Annotated in this window: 12 protein-coding genes; 5 read left to right on the top strand and 7 right to left on the bottom strand. The window is 53.4% G+C overall.

Features of this window, described 5'->3' with window-relative positions:
• The first annotated feature begins 225 nt into the window (after positions 1-225).
• On the top strand, positions 226-1329 hold the full coding sequence (locus Pla22_RS22125; RefSeq protein ID WP_146516957.1) for a glucose 1-dehydrogenase: 1104 nt from the start codon (positions 226-228) through the stop codon (positions 1327-1329).
• Positions 1330-1380: 51 nt separating this feature from the next.
• On the opposite strand, the gene Pla22_RS22130 is transcribed toward Pla22_RS22125, so the two are convergent.
• The 5 genes from Pla22_RS22130 to Pla22_RS22150 all read right to left on the bottom strand — a co-directional run bounded on the left by Pla22_RS22130 (position 1381) and on the right by Pla22_RS22150 (position 6586).
• Positions 1381-2289 (bottom strand): sugar phosphate isomerase/epimerase family protein, encoded by a 909-nt coding sequence (locus Pla22_RS22130; RefSeq protein WP_146516958.1) that lies wholly within the window; start codon positions 2287-2289, stop codon positions 1381-1383.
• Between the two features lie 60 nt (positions 2290-2349).
• The gene (rlmN, locus tag Pla22_RS22135; protein ID WP_242632260.1) at positions 2350-3435 is read right to left on the bottom strand and encodes a 23S rRNA (adenine(2503)-C(2))-methyltransferase RlmN; all 1086 of its coding nucleotides are present in this window, start codon (positions 3433-3435) and stop codon (positions 2350-2352) included.
• Positions 3419-5227 carry an endo-1,4-beta-xylanase gene (locus Pla22_RS22140; RefSeq protein ID WP_165440788.1) on the bottom strand — a complete coding sequence of 603 codons (1809 nt, stop codon included), beginning with the start codon at positions 5225-5227 and terminating at the stop codon, positions 3419-3421. Before Pla22_RS22140 ends, rlmN begins: the two co-directional genes overlap by 17 nt.
• Before the next feature lie 105 nt (positions 5228-5332).
• Complete coding sequence (locus tag Pla22_RS22145; protein WP_146516961.1) at positions 5333-6262, bottom strand: hypothetical protein; 930 nt, start codon at positions 6260-6262, stop codon at positions 5333-5335.
• A 78-nt stretch (positions 6263-6340) separates the two neighbouring features.
• On the bottom strand, positions 6341-6586 hold the full coding sequence (locus tag Pla22_RS22150) for a DUF6868 family protein (RefSeq protein ID WP_146516962.1): 246 nt from the start codon (positions 6584-6586) through the stop codon (positions 6341-6343).
• 445 nt (positions 6587-7031) lie between these two features.
• Here Pla22_RS22150 and Pla22_RS22155 point away from each other — a divergent pair, with 445 nt between their 5' ends.
• From Pla22_RS22155 to mog, 4 genes are all read left to right on the top strand, one after another.
• Positions 7032-8189 (top strand): trypsin-like serine peptidase, encoded by a 1158-nt coding sequence (locus tag Pla22_RS22155; protein WP_146516963.1) that lies wholly within the window; start codon positions 7032-7034, stop codon positions 8187-8189.
• 75 nt (positions 8190-8264) lie between these two features.
• Complete coding sequence (locus Pla22_RS22160; RefSeq protein WP_146516964.1) at positions 8265-9263, top strand: VanZ family protein; 999 nt, start codon at positions 8265-8267, stop codon at positions 9261-9263.
• Between the two features lie 93 nt (positions 9264-9356).
• Positions 9357-13094 carry a PAS domain-containing protein gene (locus tag Pla22_RS22165; RefSeq protein WP_165440789.1) on the top strand — a complete coding sequence of 1246 codons (3738 nt, stop codon included), beginning with the start codon at positions 9357-9359 and terminating at the stop codon, positions 13092-13094.
• 17 nt (positions 13095-13111) lie between these two features.
• The gene (gene mog / locus Pla22_RS22170) at positions 13112-13654 is read left to right on the top strand and encodes a molybdopterin adenylyltransferase (RefSeq protein WP_146516966.1); all 543 of its coding nucleotides are present in this window, start codon (positions 13112-13114) and stop codon (positions 13652-13654) included.
• Between the two features lie 221 nt (positions 13655-13875).
• Here the strand turns inward: mog and Pla22_RS22175 are convergent, their stop codons facing one another.
• Together Pla22_RS22175 and Pla22_RS22180 are read right to left on the bottom strand one after the other, a co-directional pair.
• Positions 13876-16299, bottom strand: coding sequence for a TolC family protein (locus tag Pla22_RS22175; RefSeq protein ID WP_146516967.1), 2424 nt, complete (start codon positions 16297-16299; stop codon positions 13876-13878).
• Positions 16300-16597: 298 nt separating this feature from the next.
• Positions 16598-17224: a hypothetical protein gene (locus Pla22_RS22180; protein WP_146516968.1), complete on the bottom strand. Its 627-nt coding sequence runs from the start codon at positions 17222-17224 to the stop codon at positions 16598-16600.
• Between the last annotated feature and the right edge of the window lie 41 nt (positions 17225-17265).

The following is a 17265-nucleotide window of genomic DNA, read 5'->3' on the forward strand; positions in this document are numbered from 1 at the left end:
AATGAGTCCGAACGGTGGACGAACGCGCCATTCGTGCGATTTGCGGCGCTATTGGGGTGTATTTTGTCGCACTAAGCCAGCTACAGGCCGGTTGTCCCTCTGTGAAGGATGCATCGCCGTGCTACGATCCTCACCCAATCGCGGGACATGTGGTAAAAACCACCAACCGCTGCACATCCGCACCCCATCCATTCCATCCAACCCAACCTTATCCCGAGTTCAATCATGAAAGCCGTCGCCGTCACTCCCGGCACGCCTAACAGCGTTCACATGGAAGAAATTGCCAAGCCCACCCTTGATCAAGTAGCAGGTGGCTTAGGCGTCATGGTTCGAGTCTTGAAAGTGGGTGTTGATGCAACCGACCGTGAAATCAACGAAGCTCTGTACGGAGCGGCCCCGGACGGCGACAAGCACCTTGTCATCGGTCACGAATCATTCGGGATCGTCGAAGCCGTCGGCGAAAACGTTAAGCGAGTCAAACCGGGCGACTTCGTAACCGCTACCGTTCGTCGGCCAGGCGGGTCAATCTACGACCTGATTGGCACCAACGACATGACCAGCGAAGAAACCTACTACGAGCGTGGCATCAACCTTCGACATGGCTTTTTGACCGAGTACTTTGTCGATGAAGAAGAGTACATCGTCCGCGTCCCCGAAGGCCTGAAGCACTTGCACGTTCTGATGGAACCGATGAGTTGCGCCGCCAAGGCAGTCCACCAAGCCTACGAGGCTCAATCACGCATGAAGGTGTGGAGCCCGAAGGTTGCCTATGTATTAGGCGCCGGCCAAATTGGTTTGCTGGCGACTCTTGTGCTGAAGCTTAAGGGACTCCAGGTCTACACGCTCGCTCGCGGAAAAGCTCCCAACCTGAAAGCTGAAATCGTCCGTGGCATCGAAGCCGAGTATGTCAGCACCGCCGACACTTCCATGGAACAACTTGTTGCTAAGACAGGCAAACCGGACTTGATCATTGAAGCAACCGGAAATAGCTCGATTGCTTTCGAAGCCATGAAGCATCTTGGCCACAACGGCGTCGTTGTCTGGGCCAGCATCACTGGCGGCGACAAGGCTATTCAAGTTCCATCGGATAGCATCAACCTTAACTGGGTACTCGGCAACAAGTTGTTGCTTGGTAGCGTCAATGGCAATCGAAACCACTTCGAAATGGGCATCAAGGATTTGGCGTTGGGCGAAATGATGTACCCCGGAGTGCTTGAGAAGATTCTGACCCATCCGGTCGACGGACTCGAGAACTACGCCGAAATGATGCGTTTGCTTGTCGAGGACAAAACCGCGTTAAAGGTGTTCGTCAACGTTGCGGACGAATAGGCGTAACCGCGCGTGGCTCGCCTCGCCAATCTGCAATCCAAATTGCAAACGTTAAGAAGCAGCAGCAAACCGTCGGATCAGTTCGGCGGTTTGGCGAACACCAGTTACTGGCTCGCCGCCTAAGTATTCGATCGCAATGCATCCGGAAAATTCTGACGTAGAAATGATTTGCATCATCCGCTGGAAGTCTATCTTCGTCTCATTTCCCTGAGCGTCGAATTGCCAAGACTTGGTGCATAGGGATTTCGAATAGGGCAGTAATTGCTGCATTGAATCGTATAAATCACCATCAAAGTTGCCAAAGTCGGCGATGAGGCCGACACGGTCACGACCGATCTTTTCAACCAATTGCACGAGCCAATCCGGGTCGCGTGAGAACCCGGTGATGTTCTCGATAAGAACTTTCACGTTCCGGTCCGCAATCGCATCGCAGAAGCGGCCAATCTGATCCGCAGCAATGTCAAGCTGCTCCGTTTTGTTGCCGATTGTGCCGGCTCGGACTCGGATGTAATCGCACCCCAAGGTCTCTGCAACTTCCGCCCATCGCAAGTGATGCCGAAGCGATTTCCTACCCTCACTTGATTCTGCTACATCCAATCCATGATTTGAATCGCATAGGAATGCTCGGATCTTGACCCCCGCATCCTCTGCCCGACGTCGAATTTCGTCCGCCTTGCTCGGATCTGCAAAGAGCTCGTCACAGTTTTCTGCTGCGAATTCGACATTGTGAATTCCGCATTGGCTCTTCGCAAACGCGGGGTACTCTAACAAGCTAATCGCGCCGGAATCAAATAGCGACTTTACTGAATACGGATGCAGGCTCAACTGGAATCGCCCGTCTTGCGGCGGCGATGCGATAACCGCTGGACACCTCAAACGCATTGCCAGCGCAGCGGCAACGATGCTTCCCCCGGAACCGAGAAACCTACGTCGGGATTGCCCTCTGTTTTTCGTGTCCACTCGTATCGCTCCTTGATTTGACAATCATAAACTTACGGAAAACAGCAACACGAGGCAACGTTACTCGCAAGCCTTGGTGAAAGCCAAACCTTGATCTTGCGGCATGCGGTTCATGACACGTTGCCGATTCTCGGACCGCACTAGCTGACCGCAGGCAGCTGCAATGTCGCTGCCAAGAGAATAGCGAATCGTCGTTTTGAGACCCTCTGCCTTAAGCAATGTTGCAAATCGGTTGATCACTTCGGAAGACGATCCGTGCAGGTGCGGCGCGTCTTGGATTGGATTATACGGAATCAAGTTGACATGCACTTGCATCGGTTCAAGCCACCGAATCAGCTCTATCGCGTCGTTCGTAGAATCGTTCACTCCCGCAAGCATTAGATACTCGATCATGAACTCGCGTTGCTGAACTTGGTTGATTTCCACCAACGTTTCTCGCAATTGCTGCAGCGAATATTTCTTTGCCAGCGGAATGATCTGCTCGCGTTTTTCCTGGCTAGCGCTATGCAAACTTAATGCTAGGTTTACCTTCGGAAACTGCTCGGCGAACCTTAACATCGCATCGGCAACACCCACAGTCGAAACGAGGATGGAAGCCGGTGAGCGATTGAAGTGATCCGTCGCAACCAGCCTTTCAACGGCCGCGAAGAGATTGCACTCATTGTGGAAAGGCTCCCCCATTCCCATGAACACGATGTTCTGCAACCGCCGACCTTCGCTCGCCAGAACTTGCCCACATTGCTGAACCTGATCAAGAATTTCAGCGACGCTTAGGTTGCGAGCGATTCCCATCTTCCCGGTAGCGCAGAACCCGCAAGCAGCAGCGCAGCCAACCTGACTTGAAACGCATAACGTGTTCCGCCCTGTCGCGATCCGAAGTAACACCGACTCGATTAACAAATCAGACGACGTTCTGAATAGCAACTTCGTCGCTCCATCGATGCCAGACTCGAATCGCCGGAACAATTCCAACGAGTGCAACGAAATGCGACTGGCCTCCGGAAATCCTTCCAAAGCGGCTTCGTCGGAGTCAAATCGCTTGAGGAAACGATTACGCAGTTGACGGATCAACTGAGGGTCCAGGCGTCGTTGCCGGCGAAGTTGTTCGACGGCAACGACATCGTACAAGTCAATCTTCGGATTCAATATCGATGATCTCCATCGTGCCATCTTCGTTTCCGAGGACGGTCAATTGCTTTCCATTGACGGTGACAATGTATTCACCCAAGAACCCACGAAAGCGAATCTGGCCGTCGGCATCCGCAACAAGGTTCTCTTGGGTTGTCCATTCGTCCTTCGTCAACCGAACCCATTCTTTGCCCATTGCCGTTGGCGTCCAATCCTTGGCAAATAGCGCTGCTTCAGGCTTCCAGTGAGCACCTTCCCAAAAGCCCCACGTCAGCACACCAACAACGGCCGGGTGAGAGAAACATACGGTCATGAAATCGCGGGTAAAGTCGGCCTTTAGAGTGTCACCGGGAACTTCGACATCGTACTCGGTAATCAACACTTTTAGACCGAGCGAGTGCCAACGATCTAGTTCTGCGACCAAGCGTTCCGGCGGCGTAAGCAAACCACCGAAATGACCTTGAATACCGATACCATCGATCGGTGCGCCATTTTCCTTGAGGTAACGAACAGTGTCTTCGAAGTGCACTTTGTGAGTGGTGGGGAACCCACCGCGGACAAGACCAGCGTAATCGTTGTAATAAAGGTCGGCTGTGGGAGCCACTTCGCGAGCGACCTTGAACCAATGAATCATCGCTTCGTCACCAAGCGCCGCGGTCACTTCGGTATTGTCGAAGACTTCATTCAACACGTCCCAATCGCGAACCAGCCCTTGGGTGGCATAACCGACTTCGCGGATATGCATGTCAAGAACTTTGGACAGCACTTCGGGCTTGTCGATAATCGAAGGGATCCAGTTGGGCAAATTCCGGTAACCGGGCCAAACCATCACATGCCCACGAGCGGGAATTCGCTTCGACTTCATCCACCTTAACGCTTTGAATACCGATTCGCGTGGGATCCACTCTTGATCCAAACTTTGCCACTTCAATCCATTCTCGATAGTTCCCGCATTGAAGTATTGTTCGAACGTATCACGAAACCGATCGTTGTCCTCGCCGTCGCCGGCAAGCATCGGAGCCGAAACGGCGGATCCGAAATCAAACGCGTGACGGTGATGCTTGACGTGGACCTTCGCACCGGAATATGGCTTCCCAGTAGCGTCGGAAAGCTGCAGACTAAAATCGCGTTTGCGATGTTTTTCGATTCGCTTGGAAGCATCGGTTCGCCAAGCGGCATCAGACGAACGCCCCGCGTAAGTCAGTTCGGTGTTGGGCAAAGAATCAACATCAAAGTCCTTGCCATAGTTCCAAGCTTGCAGACCAGCGATCTCGAGCACTTCAGGTTGGTAGCCGACTTGAAAGTTGAAGCCTGCCTGCCCCACGTCGTAGTCCTCTAGGCTACGAAAGCGAACCCAGTATTCCTGCCACGATCCATCGCTGGGTGTTTCAGCGAGAAACTGGATGCTCTTGGTGTAGGGGTTGCTGAATTTTTCAAACACGAACTCAGCGACGGCTCCGCCGACACCATTTGCCGCACTCCCGCGCATCCAGAATCCGACCAGTATCACATCGCCTTTTTGGACTGACGCAGTCGCTGGCATCCCAAAGGCTGTGTCCCAAGTATTGTCGGGCTGGGTGGTCAACTCGATACGAAGCGAACGCTTGAAGGTTTCGTGTTGAACTTCACCGCGTTCGTAAGTGCCAAATTCCCCGTCCCCTAACCGAACGTTGAGCTGATCAATTCCGGTTTTTTCAGTCGAGATCAGAGGTACGCCACCTTCGGGCAACTCCGCTGCCTTCACCAACGAGAGGGGGGGCACAGCTAAACTCGCCAACAGCAAGCACAAAGAAACTATCGTCGTTCGCATTATTAATCTCATAAGGAGTGGCACTTCAAGCGACGCATCATAACCAGGAATCAAAACAATGCGAAATCCAACGCGTTTGGTGAGACAGTGAAGGACGCCACGCGATCACTTTGCTGTAATGATCGTCCGCAACAAGTCCATCGCCGGTTCACGTTGGTCGAGTTTGAGGTGCATTTCGATCAATCGCCGCCGGGCAACGTTGCGCACGGCGGGTTCGTCGATGTCCTGCAGTGAGCTTGTCAGCACCTCGATGGCGTCACTTGGACTGAGATGTTCGACCGCAAAATCCATCGCGTCGAGCGAAGCGACGACCGGTTGGTTTTCCAACTCCATCATGGCGAGTTGCAACTTGCGAGCGTTCATTTCCAACTCGATCGTTTCAATGCGTAGTTCGAGTTCTCGATGCTGGCGTCCGATAGAGTCGGTTTCAAAGTCCGGAGCTCTCGAGGGCTCGACATGAGTATGTTCTCCCCAACGTTGCGGGTCGCGAGGTTGGTCGCGACGGCTGGGATCAATGGGCCGAAGTTCTTGAGGACGAAGTTCTTGAGGACGAAGTTCTTGAGGGCGGTGTTCTTGGGGACGGTGCTCGGCATGCGGACCTAAGCTCGGTCGCCCTTGATTACGTCTCACCTTATCAGAACGCCCATCGCGTCCACCATCTTCATCACGGAACGAATCTGTTTGAAACCTGTCACCGTTGAACCGCTCGTTGTTGATTCGCTCGCCGTTAAATAGCTCGTTGTTGAATCGGTTGTCACCAACCTGACCATCACTAGACCTCGCTCGCTCTTGCCTTCGCTGGTAACTACTCTCATCCATCGGCCGTCGCGGCGACAACGACGGCGACGGCGACTGTTGACCACGCGATCGTTGATCCATCTCGGGTGGAGGTTGCGGTTGCTCCTCTTGCTCGAGCGGTTGGCTCCGTCGATCTTCGTCAGCTAGCAACGGTGCTAGCGGACTGCCGACCAGAAATCCCAAGACACCGAACGCAACGACGGCGGATGTCCATTTCCATTTCGAATTTCGGTTCATCTGATTCTTTCCAATGGGTAGAGAAGACAGTGCAATTAGCTTAAGCCTGAGCTTTACGAAAACATGTCGATCAATTGACTATCGCGATACGATTCGCAGCGCGATATAGGGTGCGAGGTTGAAGAACAAAATCATCAACTTGAAGGTCGCCAAGTAGCGAAAGTAGTGCGAAAAAAGTTCGCTTTCGGTGAGATCAAACCAGCGTGCATGCATTCGAGCGATCCACTTGCGATTCACAACCATGACAATGGTTGAAAACATCAGTAGCCCTGAATTTATGATCGTGCACCAACCGAATACGTTGGCGATTTCAGTCACGTTCATTTTGCTTACCCGGTTGAAGTTGGTGCCAAGACGAGCACGTTAACATTAAGACTCCCTTCGATTGTAGCGAGCAGTTCAGGCCGCGAATAACTTGTTTGGCTCGATCACTCAAACGATGTCGACAAACAATTACGTTAAGGTGTCCTGACCGCAGTTTTCAAATACGCAAAGGAATCGGCACTGAAAACGCAGGTCTCGCAGTTCTGCGTTGCTTCGACCGAACGCAGCGAAACCGCTGTCAAACGAATCTTATCCTCCCCCGCGTGAGACCAAATGCTTCATGACGACTCAAACAGTCCCGATCAATTTCACTTCTCCGGGAACGATTGAGCTTTAAGATTCGTCAGTGATGTAGCCTGATTCTGTCCACCGCCACCCATCTCAACCTTAACCGTCTTGATGCGGTCAAGCCTGAGCCACCCAATCCCACAAGGGCCAACGCGACATGTCTGACCCCAACGACCGTTCGCGCCGACGTCGCCAAAGCCGCAATGTGGACGACTTTGGTCCCTATGACCACCCGACCTTGACACCGCGTGGATATGAATTGATGCGGGGAAGTCCCCTCAAGGATGAGTCCTATCAGATGCCGCTAGCGGGACTGAAACAGGGCGACCATGTCCAGCCGCTTAAGCCAGGAAGCGATGCTCAAAATTCATACGCCGTTCCTAGTCGAAATGCGGCAGCGAAACCGGGACAATACTTCAAGGGAATGACTCCACCGCCACCGCTTTTTAATGTCTTGCCATCGCGAATGTTCCCGGACCCGAATGTTCTGATGCATGGGCCGCTTGATCGCTACTACAAGTCTTGGTCCCTTGCCGGCGCGTCGGTCCGCAACAATCAAAGCTCGTCGCCGCGATCAAGCGAAACAAAGACCTCGGATTCTGCGAACGATCAACTGCGAGCGATTGGTCGTATGGTGATTCATATCGATCATGCGAGCTGGGATCAACCAGCGTTTGGATCCGCTTGGATCGCCGGCCCCAGTTTGGTCGCTACGTGTGCTCACAACTTGTTCGATTCTAATAAGCGGCATTGGTCGCGGGCGATCGAGTTTTACCCAGGCTTTGACTATTACACGTCGGGTGAGCCGATCTCATGCAACGTTACGGCCTGCTACATTCCCAAATCGTATCTTGACAACCCGGCTACCAACGACGACATCGGATTCTGCTATGTCGACCGAAACATCGGCGATATCATCGGCGCGACCATCCCGATCGTACCGCCGGAAACGAACCACTTCTTTGACGACAATGAGGTGACGATCATGGGGTATCCAGCGGGCGCCGAATTCGATTTCGGAAAATCGCTTTGGGCATCCAAAGGAGAATATTTGTTTGGACGCAGCAGTGGCCCCAGCGATGATTATTCGCCGGTATTGGCCACGAACTTTGGGGGCGGTTGCAGTGGATGCCCTTGGCTAGCCCGAGACCCATCCACCGGCCGATGGAATGCGGTGGGTTTGTCGTCCGGCCACGCGCGTTTGCACTATCGCCGTGGCGAATTGAACCTGATGTCACTCACGTCACCTATGTTGACTCAGCGGCGAATGGACCGGCTGGTGGATAATCAAGTGTTTCACTCGTTCGAGGCATGATGAGTGCGGGTTGTCAGTTTTGAGGTCCGAGCTATGATCGCTTTGAAACCGTGCTCCTTCCACTGACACAATGCCTTGAACGAAATCGCAGCACCGACTACTCGAATGCGATTCGTCGTCGCCATGATGTTTGTGGTCGTGATTGGCCTGACGACGATGGCGCTGCTCGTCCCAATGCCCCGGGGCGGGCGGATGTTGCCAGCGATCGGCGACATGGTCCACGCACCGTTGTTTTCCGCGTTGACTCTATTCGCGTTTGCGTGTGTCCACCAAATTTATCCCGCAAAGTCGTTCCGGATTTGGGTGATCCGCAGCCTCATCATTGCCGCATTGTTTGTGGTGGTCGGTGTCGGTAGCGAATACATGCAGGGCTATTTCGGTCGTTCGAAATCGCTACACGATGCAGTGGCTGATTCCATGGGCATCTCCGCAGCGCTGGGTTTACTCGTGATCTGGGGACTTCGCAAATGGAGGCTCATCTCACGCACTAGCGCGAGCCTGTTTCTTGGAGTTTCGATGCTGCCGTTCGCGGTTGCTTGGTGGGGTCCCACAGCGACTCTTGCAGATGCTTACGCGATGCCTCGAGAATTCCCCATGCTCAGTTCGTTTGAGCGACCGGCCGAACTTGAACGTTGGCATTTTGCGAAGTGCATGGGCAAGCGGGTTCGGAGCAACGTCACCAGCGGCAACTATGCGTTAGAAGTGGCATATCAAGTTCATGAGCACCCAACGGCAACAATGTACGAGATGGTCAGGGACTGGTCACAAATGGACAGCTTAAGAATTGATGCCACGTTGGCCCCGTCGTTTCAGGGTGAGTTTGCCGAGTTGGCGGTCCAGATCATCGATGCGCGTCACGGCAGCGTCTTTCGCGATGTGCATCGTCAAATCTTTCAATTGCAACCGGGCAAAACCCTTCCCATTGAAATTAAGTGCGACCAGATGCAGGGTCCGACAGGTCGCAAAATTGATCTAAGCAGCGTGGTCTACTTAGATTTGCAGCTTGTACGGCCTGATTCGCCTACGATTGTCCGTTTTGATTCGATTCGGCTGGTTCCGCAAGCGACGGACTGACGGCGACGGTTTATGATGAGTGAGTCGACTACGGAAGCACCATGCCTGACCCACTCGTTATCTCACGTTCCCAAATCCCTTGACGGTGACGCGATGAATCATCCCAATGCCGACCCGAAACCGATTGCATCGGATGGCGAAGCACGCGGTGACAATCATTTATCCCATACCCCACCGCCATCGCTGGGGTGCCCGGAACTACTCCGCAGCTTCATTCGCGAGTTCACGTGGACCGGGACACTTGAAGGCAGCTTCACTTGGCTCGAACCGGCTTCCGAGACCTTATGGGGATGCCCGGCTAGCGAACTGTTAGGTGACTTAGACAAACGGCTACAGTTCATCCATCCCGATGATCGCAATCACGTTCAAGCGATGTGGAAACAGATCGCCCGCAAGCCGCGAATCGAACTTGAGTATCGTGTCGTTGGAAAGGGATCCTCGCCCCAATGGATTGCCGAAACGATTGTGCGAGATGACAACGATGGCGATGTCGCGAGCTGCTGCGGACTGATTCGAATCATTACCGATCGACATCACCTCGAAGGGGCACTGCGAGATTCCGAGGCTGTTTATCTATCGCTGGTGGAAAGCCTACCGCTAAGTGTGTTACGAAAGGATGCCAAGGGTCGAATCCAGTACGCCAACAACCGAGCTTGCGAACAAATTGGCAAACCGGTCGAGGACTTGATCGGTAAGTCCGACTTCGATTTATTCCCAGCGGACCTAGCTAAGAAATATATGGAGGACGACCAGGAGGTCATCCATTCAGGAAAGCTATATCACGACGTCGAACGACATCAGGCCGGCGAAGGCAAACAAATCCATGTTGAGGTGTGGAAAGCTCCTGTCCACAGCGCTCGAGGCGACGTCGTTGGCATCCAGGTCATGTTTTGGGATGTTACGAACCAGAAGGACGCAGAGCACCAAATCGAGTTCGAGAAGTTTCTGCTATCGACACTACTGGAAACCGTACCGGAATCCATCTACTTCAAGGATGCTGACAGTCGATTCATTCGACTTAGCCAAAGCTGCGCACGAAAGTTCGGCGTTGATGATCCATCGCTCGCCATTGGCAAATCCGACGCGGACTTCTTTTCGAAAGAACATGCTCGGAAGGCACTCGCCGATGAAAAAATGGTGATGCAAACCGGCGAGCCCATCCTTGCCGAAGTGGAATGCGAAACTCACAACGATGGGCGAGTTACGTATTGCGCAACCACTAAAGTCCCGCTGAAGGATCCGCGAGGGCACATCCTGGGAACGTTTGGTATTTCTCGCGACGTCACCGAACAGATCATCGCCGAGAAAGAACTCGCTCGCGAACGCGACCTGCTTCGAACGATCATTAACAACGTTCCCGATCTGATCTACGTCAAAGACAGGGCAGGGCGGTTTGTCGTGGCGAACGTGGCCCTTCTAAAACTACTGGGGCTAGAAAGTTTAGACGACATTCTTGGCAAAACAGATTACGACTTTTCGCCACCCGAGCATGCTTGCCATTACGTCGCCGACGATCAGAACGTTATGCGAAGTCGAAAACCTTTGCTCGATCGCGAGGAATCTCATCGCAGCGAGTCCGGCGACGAACTTTGCCTGCTGACAACGAAGGTGCCCCTGCTGAACACCGAAGACGAAGTGATTGGCGTGGTCGGCATTGGTCATGACATCACCGAACGCAAGAAAGCTGACCGCGAAATCCTGCGTGCAAAGGAAAGTGCCGACAAGGCCAACCGAGCCAAGAGCGACTTCCTTGCTAACATGTCTCACGAAATACGAACGCCGATGAACGCCATCATCGGCATGACTGACCTTGTGCTCGATACGGAACTAAAGCCAAGTCAACGAAACTTTTTATCGATGGTCAGCGAATCGGCGGAATCGCTGCTGGCCGTAATCAACGACATTCTTGATTTTTCGAAAATTGAATCGGGCAAACTCGAGATCGAACGGCGGGTCTTCGACATTCGCGAATCGCTTGGCGATACGATGAAGACGCTCGGGCTAAAGGCTCATTCGAAAGGCTTGGAACTTGCATTCCGCGTCGCGCCTGCGGTTCCGCGGTTTGCCGTCGGCGACATCGGGCGACTGAGACAGGTCGTGATTAACTTAGTCGGCAACGCAGTCAAGTTCACACACCAAGGCGAAGTCGTCGTGGAAGTGAACTTGGTGAAGCTAACCGATCGAAACGTAACGCTACGGATTGGTGTACGTGACACGGGCATTGGAATTCCCGAGCATAAGCTTGAAACGATCTTCAATGAATTCGAGCAAGCCGATACTTCAACAACGCGGCGATTCGGCGGAACTGGACTTGGACTCGCCATTTCGTCTCGAATTGCTGCTTTGATGGACGGAGAAATTTCTGTTGATAGTGAAGTCGACCGCGGAAGCCTTTTTTCGTTCGATGTCAAACTTCGCATTGCGCCAGAAGACGCTGAGGAGCAAAAGAAAGACGAAGAACGTCTGACCATGCGTGGGGCCGTTGTCGTGGGCGGGACCAGCGTTTTGGTCGTCGACGACAATGAGACGAACCGAAAAATTCTCGACGAAATTTTATCGGGCTGGGGCATGATCGCCACGCTGGTTGAAAGTGGCAAGGAGGCGTTGGATGCTCTGCGATCGGCGTCATCACGTCAGCAACCATTCGGGTTGGTGATCACAGACGTCAACATGCCAGAAATGAGTGGCTACGACTTCATCAAGCACGTGCGCTCGGACGAAAACATTGCGCCGACTCAGATCGTTGTGCTGACGAGTGGTCGACGCGATGAAGAGGAAGAACTCGATCAAACGCTCAATGTGAACGAACGTTTGATGAAACCGGTCAAGCAATCGGAATTGTTCGATTCTATTGTTCGCATCCTCGGCATCAACGCAGCCGAAGACTCGGGCCACAAACACTTGAGCCCCATCCCCAAGAACGTCAATCATCTAAGGATCTTGCTTGCGGAAGACAACATCATCAACCAGAAGCTAGCCGTGGGCGTGCTATCGCGAGACGGGCACATCGTCACCATCGCCAACGACGGTCAAGAAGTGATTGAACTTCTTAGTCGGAACGAGTTTGACGTGATCCTAATGGACGTCCAAATGCCTCGGATTGATGGATTGGAAGCGACACGGCAAATTCGCGAACTCGAAGGCGATTTGGGGAACCATATTCCGATCATTGCAATGACTGCCCATGCAATGAAGGGCGATCGCGAAAAATGTCTCGACGCCGGCATGGACGAATACATCGCCAAACCAATCCGCATCGGCACGCTGCGAGAGAAACTTCTCTATGTGATGCCCCAAGATGAAGAGCAAGATGAGGAGGGCGATGAACGAGGCTTCGAAGAAGGTGAAAACGGCCGCAGCGACAACCGCAATGACGCCGACAATTTAGATGCGTCGGCGGATTCGGAAAACAAGGAAGCGGACGAAAACTCCATTCCACAGACGTCCGAAACGGAAACCACCTCGGCTTCACCTACGTCCGACGATCCCCCACCGATCGATTGGGACCATGCTCATGCGACCGTTGGTGGTGACCCCAAGTTGTTGGCTGAGTTGATGGCGGTCTACGTGGGTGAGGCGGAACATATCCTTCGTCAAATCGCGACGGCACGTGCCAATGGCGAAACCGAACAAATGGGTCGGTTTGTTCACACTTTAAAAGGTGCGTCGCTTTCGGTGGGTGCTGTGCGAACGAGTGAGATTGCGGGATACTTGGAACAGGATTGCAAGACGAAAGACGTGGCGGAACTAAGCGAACAGTTCGATCAATTGAGCGCTGCCACCTTGGCAGCGATTGAGGCAATCCAGAACCATCTTAGCAACGAATCCTAATCCCAGCGAACTGAACTTTGAGCGAGAGTCTTCCGATCCGAATTGGCGTCGTCACGGTTTCCGACCGAGCTTCTCGGGGTGAGTACGAAGACCTCGGCGGACCGGCGATCGTCGCCTATTTGAACGACGTACTAGCGAGTGACTTTGAAACCGTTGCCCGTGTGATCCCCGACGACACCGCCACAATTTCCGAGACATTGAAGCAGCTTTGCGACGGTGAGCAATGTTGTTTGGTCGTAACAACGGGCGGAACTGGCCCCGCAAAACGCGACGTCACACCCGAGGCGACCGAAGCGGTTTGCGAGAAGATGATGCCCGGCTTCGGTGAACTGATGCGAAAGGTATCGCTCGAAAAAGTCCCGACTGCGATTCTGTCACGTCAAACCGCTGGCATACGCGGTTCTTGCTTGATCGTGAATTTGCCTGGAAAGCCAAAAGCGATCGCAGAATGTCTCGACGCCGTGTTCCCGGCAATTCCTTACTGCATCGATTTGATCGACGGCCCTCGAGTGGAAACCGATCCGAATCGGGTTGTCGCATTCCGCCCCCGATCGAAGTAAGCAATCAAGATCGTGATCGAAGCGGCGATCTTCAAGCGACGCGAGGGCACGAGCCCGGTATCAACGGCGAAAAGCTCGAGCAGTTTTTCAACTTGCTCGAGCTATCGCGGGGCGAGAGTGGTAGATCCGAAGCGCGTAATCGGAAGACTCTCGCCATGCCTCCGCCCAGGAGAATGGTTAGCAGCGAATGCTTTTCGCTGAAGGTGTCTTAAAAGACATAGTTAGGGCATAGGTACCGCTCGACGGCGGACAGGCTGAGGTGCTCCGCTGATGTCAATTTCAGCTTCGTGGTTGATTGGGGTAACGCTGCCGGACGGTGGAGCCAAATCGTCCATCGAGTCAGGCAGAGAATCTGGAGTTGGCAAGGGAACCGAACGCCGTGGCTCGTAAGCCGGTGGCCCTTGAGGCGAAGTATTTTGAGGGCTCATCAATTCACTGGGGGTGTCCCCGAATTCGCTCAATGGAACACTGTTGGGAATGTCGATAGGATCGCGAGTGATTTCGATGCCAGCTCCCATAGGATCGTGGCCATACGATCCGGGGCCATCCAAGATCACTTCGCCTTCATATTCACCAGGAAAATTCGGCGGCAGACCATCAACAGAGTCCAGATCGCCAGCATGGTGCAGTGCCGCATCAGCGTCGCCCAGGGGTCCACGACGAACCACGCCGGGTCGGCTGACGCCATACTGAACCTTCTTCCCAGCACTGCGTTCGCGAGCACGTTCAAGTGCGTCCCAATAAGCTTTCTTGTGCCAAGTACCTTCGTGCAAGGTGATGTTGCTGTTCGCGAGCATCGTGCCTTTGAGGTAATCGACGTAGTTGATTGACTTGTTGTATTCCGAAAGAGCTTGGTAGTACGCCAGTTCCGCGTCTGCCTTGCGTTGCTGACTTTGCAGCACCACGTTCACTGGACTGCGACCACCGATAAATTCAGCCAAGCGTGCTTCGACTTCGGCTTCGGCCGACTGCCATCGCTGAGCGTTGGTTTGAACAAGTTGGTAGTGCGTGGATGTCTTGGCAACCGCGTCGCTGAGTTGGCTGACCATCAAACGTTCGGCGTCTTGGATGTAAGCACGAGATTGTTGCAAGCGAAGCTGCGAACCTCGAATGCGAGCACGTTCTCGACGAGCACCAATTGCCGGAGGAGTAATTTCAAGACGAACGGCACCTTCTTGGTAGTTGCCTTCAGTTAATTCACCCAATGCACTGCTGCCGATTGCTGGTGAGTTGACGCTTTGGCGAGTCGGTGGGCCGAGAGTGTCGCCGACACCCACCCAACGGTACAGAAGCGACAGGTTCACTTCCGGAAGGATTTGGTTCTTGGCCGAAATCTGCTCGAGTTCGCGTTGCTTGATCACAGTGCGACCGCGGCGAAGTTCAGGACTCAAGTACAGCATTTGTGAAACGATTTCGTCCCAGTCAAATTCAAGACGGGCAATGGAAGGCTCGTCGATGGGGCGAATCAATCGTCCGTCGGTGGGAGCGATACCGATCATTTCACGAAGACGACGCTCGTTGCCGTAAACGCCTGCACGATCGCTGCCGGGAAGGTTCGAACCCGCCAGTGCCGATTCCAAGCGTGCTTTGAACTCAAAGTATTGAACACGAGCTTGCTGAACTTCTTGAATCGTCCCCGTTCCGTTGTCCAAGTTCAACTGAGCAAACTTGGCCGTCGCAATCGCACTGTTGCGACCGATGATCGCCGTCGAAACATTGCGATACGAAACATACAGGTCCCAGTAGGCCACTTCGACGTCACGGACGAGGTTACGCACTTGAATTTCAAAGTCTGTGATCGCGATGTCTTCGTTCAGGCTAGCCAACACGACGGGAATACGGTTGACCAGGGTTCCCCGATTTCGCATCAATGGGTGCTGAACCTGAGCTTCGATGACCGCGGTGTAGTCGCTCGGATTGACTCGCAGAGCTCCCAGCGTGTCAGTCGGCGTGTTGCTTCGGTTGTAAATGATTTGCTCGCGAAGCGTAGCGACGCCACCGGTAGCGTATCGCTTGCTGAGCGCGAATTGCTGAGTCACATCGGTCGCTTGGTTGATCGCGGTCGAAACACCACTGTCGCGAGAGTTTGACGGACGATCGGTCGTGCTGAAGTTAACAAATCCGCTCGCTTGAGCATCGAATTCGGACAAGGCATCTTCCACGCCACCGATTTGGTTCGCTCGCAGCACACCACGTGGAAGCACGCGATTGCCAGAACCGTCAATCGTCAAAGGCACCGATTGAGTCGTCGATTGTGAGATTGCAACATCGTAGACGCTGCCGAGTTGATCAGCCGAAGCACTGGTGAACTGAGCCGCAACATTTTGACGAGTCTCGGCGTTGCCGCTGGTGGTCACAAAGAACTTGGCATTTTGAACCGCAAGCGAGACGCATTCTTCCAACGACAGGTCCCAGAACTTGTAGTCGTGGTTACCTATTGTCAGCGGTGCATAAGACTCGGTGGTCTCAGCAAGCGAATCGATATCCACATCGGGATACTCGATCTGAGTCGCGGTATTCAGATAATACTGAAGATCCGGCGACTCATTCATGAAGAATGGCTGCGTGGGCGTGCATCCAGTCGCCATGAAGACGGCTAGTGCAAGTTGCAGATAAGTAATCGTTTTTAGTAACGAGCGGTTCATGCTCTGGACTTCCGGGGTCGTGCCGCCGTGAAACGCACCAACAGAAACAACGCAACACGCGTCTTGTCTGTGCGAACCGTACGGGTCGATTGTGGAAGCCCCCCACAAGGTTTCTTCATCAGCGTGTCAGTAGCCCACCGGCAAGTCGCTTTAGCAGTTACTTGAGGTCAAGTACGAGCAAAAGCGATGACACGATTAATGAGGAAACCTCACCCAGGTACTTGTATCGGCCGCTCAGATGTCAAACTTTGACGGTTCTGAGAAAAAAAGTGATCAACTTTCCTGGGCCTGCTTTTCACTAGGATCCGGTTTGCCGAATCCATTCAGCGAGCGTTCGTTGCGAACGAAAAATCGACACGGAATCCTCGTCTTCGGACAAGCTACGGATCGAATCGTATTCATTTTCGATCTCGTCGACTTCGATATCTTCAACTGGCATATCTTCAACTGGCATATCTTCAGTTGGCGTGTCGTCGTCGGATCCGGGAAGTTCAGTGTCGATTTCTAGCAGATCACTATCTTCCATGGGTTCCACATCGACTGAGCGTGAAACTGCGTGCTTGTTGTGCGGTTCTTGTGGATCGCGTGAACCGATCCGCATTCGTTCGTAAGGCTTAGGATAAAAGTAGTGCGTTTCCATCCGCGGCGCGTCGCACTCGTAGTAGCCCTTGTGCTCGGCACGGTGCCAAGCCATCGCCTCTTGGCTGGTGGGAGCGATCTTGTACAGGATCTTTCCCTCCCAATAGCTCGGTCGATTCAATCGACGTCGGTGACCGGCGGGTAAGTTGTTCCCTAGAGGTCCAATCACATCGATCCGCTCATGCACCGGTTGGCATTCACGATCAGGATGGTGGGCGTTGACGTGATCACTGGTCGAGATCGACGCGACCAAGAACAAGAAGACAACACTTTGATGGGTGCGCATAAGAAATCCAATCCGTCCGTGAAACTGCCAACCCCAATCCA

This window comes from Rubripirellula amarantea (assembly GCF_007859865.1).
Classification (GTDB): Bacteria; Planctomycetota; Planctomycetia; order Pirellulales; family Pirellulaceae; genus Rubripirellula; species Rubripirellula amarantea.

Excerpts from the sequence above, each read along its gene's own strand:
- Pla22_RS22125 (WP_146516957.1), top strand. The coding sequence starts at position 226 with ATGAAAGCCGTCGCCGTCACTCCCGGCACGCCTAACAGCGTTCACATG.
- Pla22_RS22140 (WP_165440788.1), bottom strand. The coding sequence starts at position 5,227 with ATGCGAACGACGATAGTTTCTTTGTGCTTGCTGTTGGCGAGTTTAGCT.
- Pla22_RS22145 (WP_146516961.1), bottom strand. The coding sequence starts at position 6,262 with ATGAACCGAAATTCGAAATGGAAATGGACATCCGCCGTCGTTGCGTTC.
- Pla22_RS22150 (WP_146516962.1), bottom strand. The coding sequence starts at position 6,586 with ATGAACGTGACTGAAATCGCCAACGTATTCGGTTGGTGCACGATCATA.
- Pla22_RS22155 (WP_146516963.1), top strand. The coding sequence starts at position 7,032 with ATGTCTGACCCCAACGACCGTTCGCGCCGACGTCGCCAAAGCCGCAAT.
- Pla22_RS22165 (WP_165440789.1), top strand. The coding sequence starts at position 9,357 with ATGAATCATCCCAATGCCGACCCGAAACCGATTGCATCGGATGGCGAA.
- Pla22_RS22175 (WP_146516967.1), bottom strand. The coding sequence starts at position 16,299 with ATGAACCGCTCGTTACTAAAAACGATTACTTATCTGCAACTTGCACTA.
- Pla22_RS22180 (WP_146516968.1), bottom strand. The coding sequence starts at position 17,224 with ATGCGCACCCATCAAAGTGTTGTCTTCTTGTTCTTGGTCGCGTCGATC.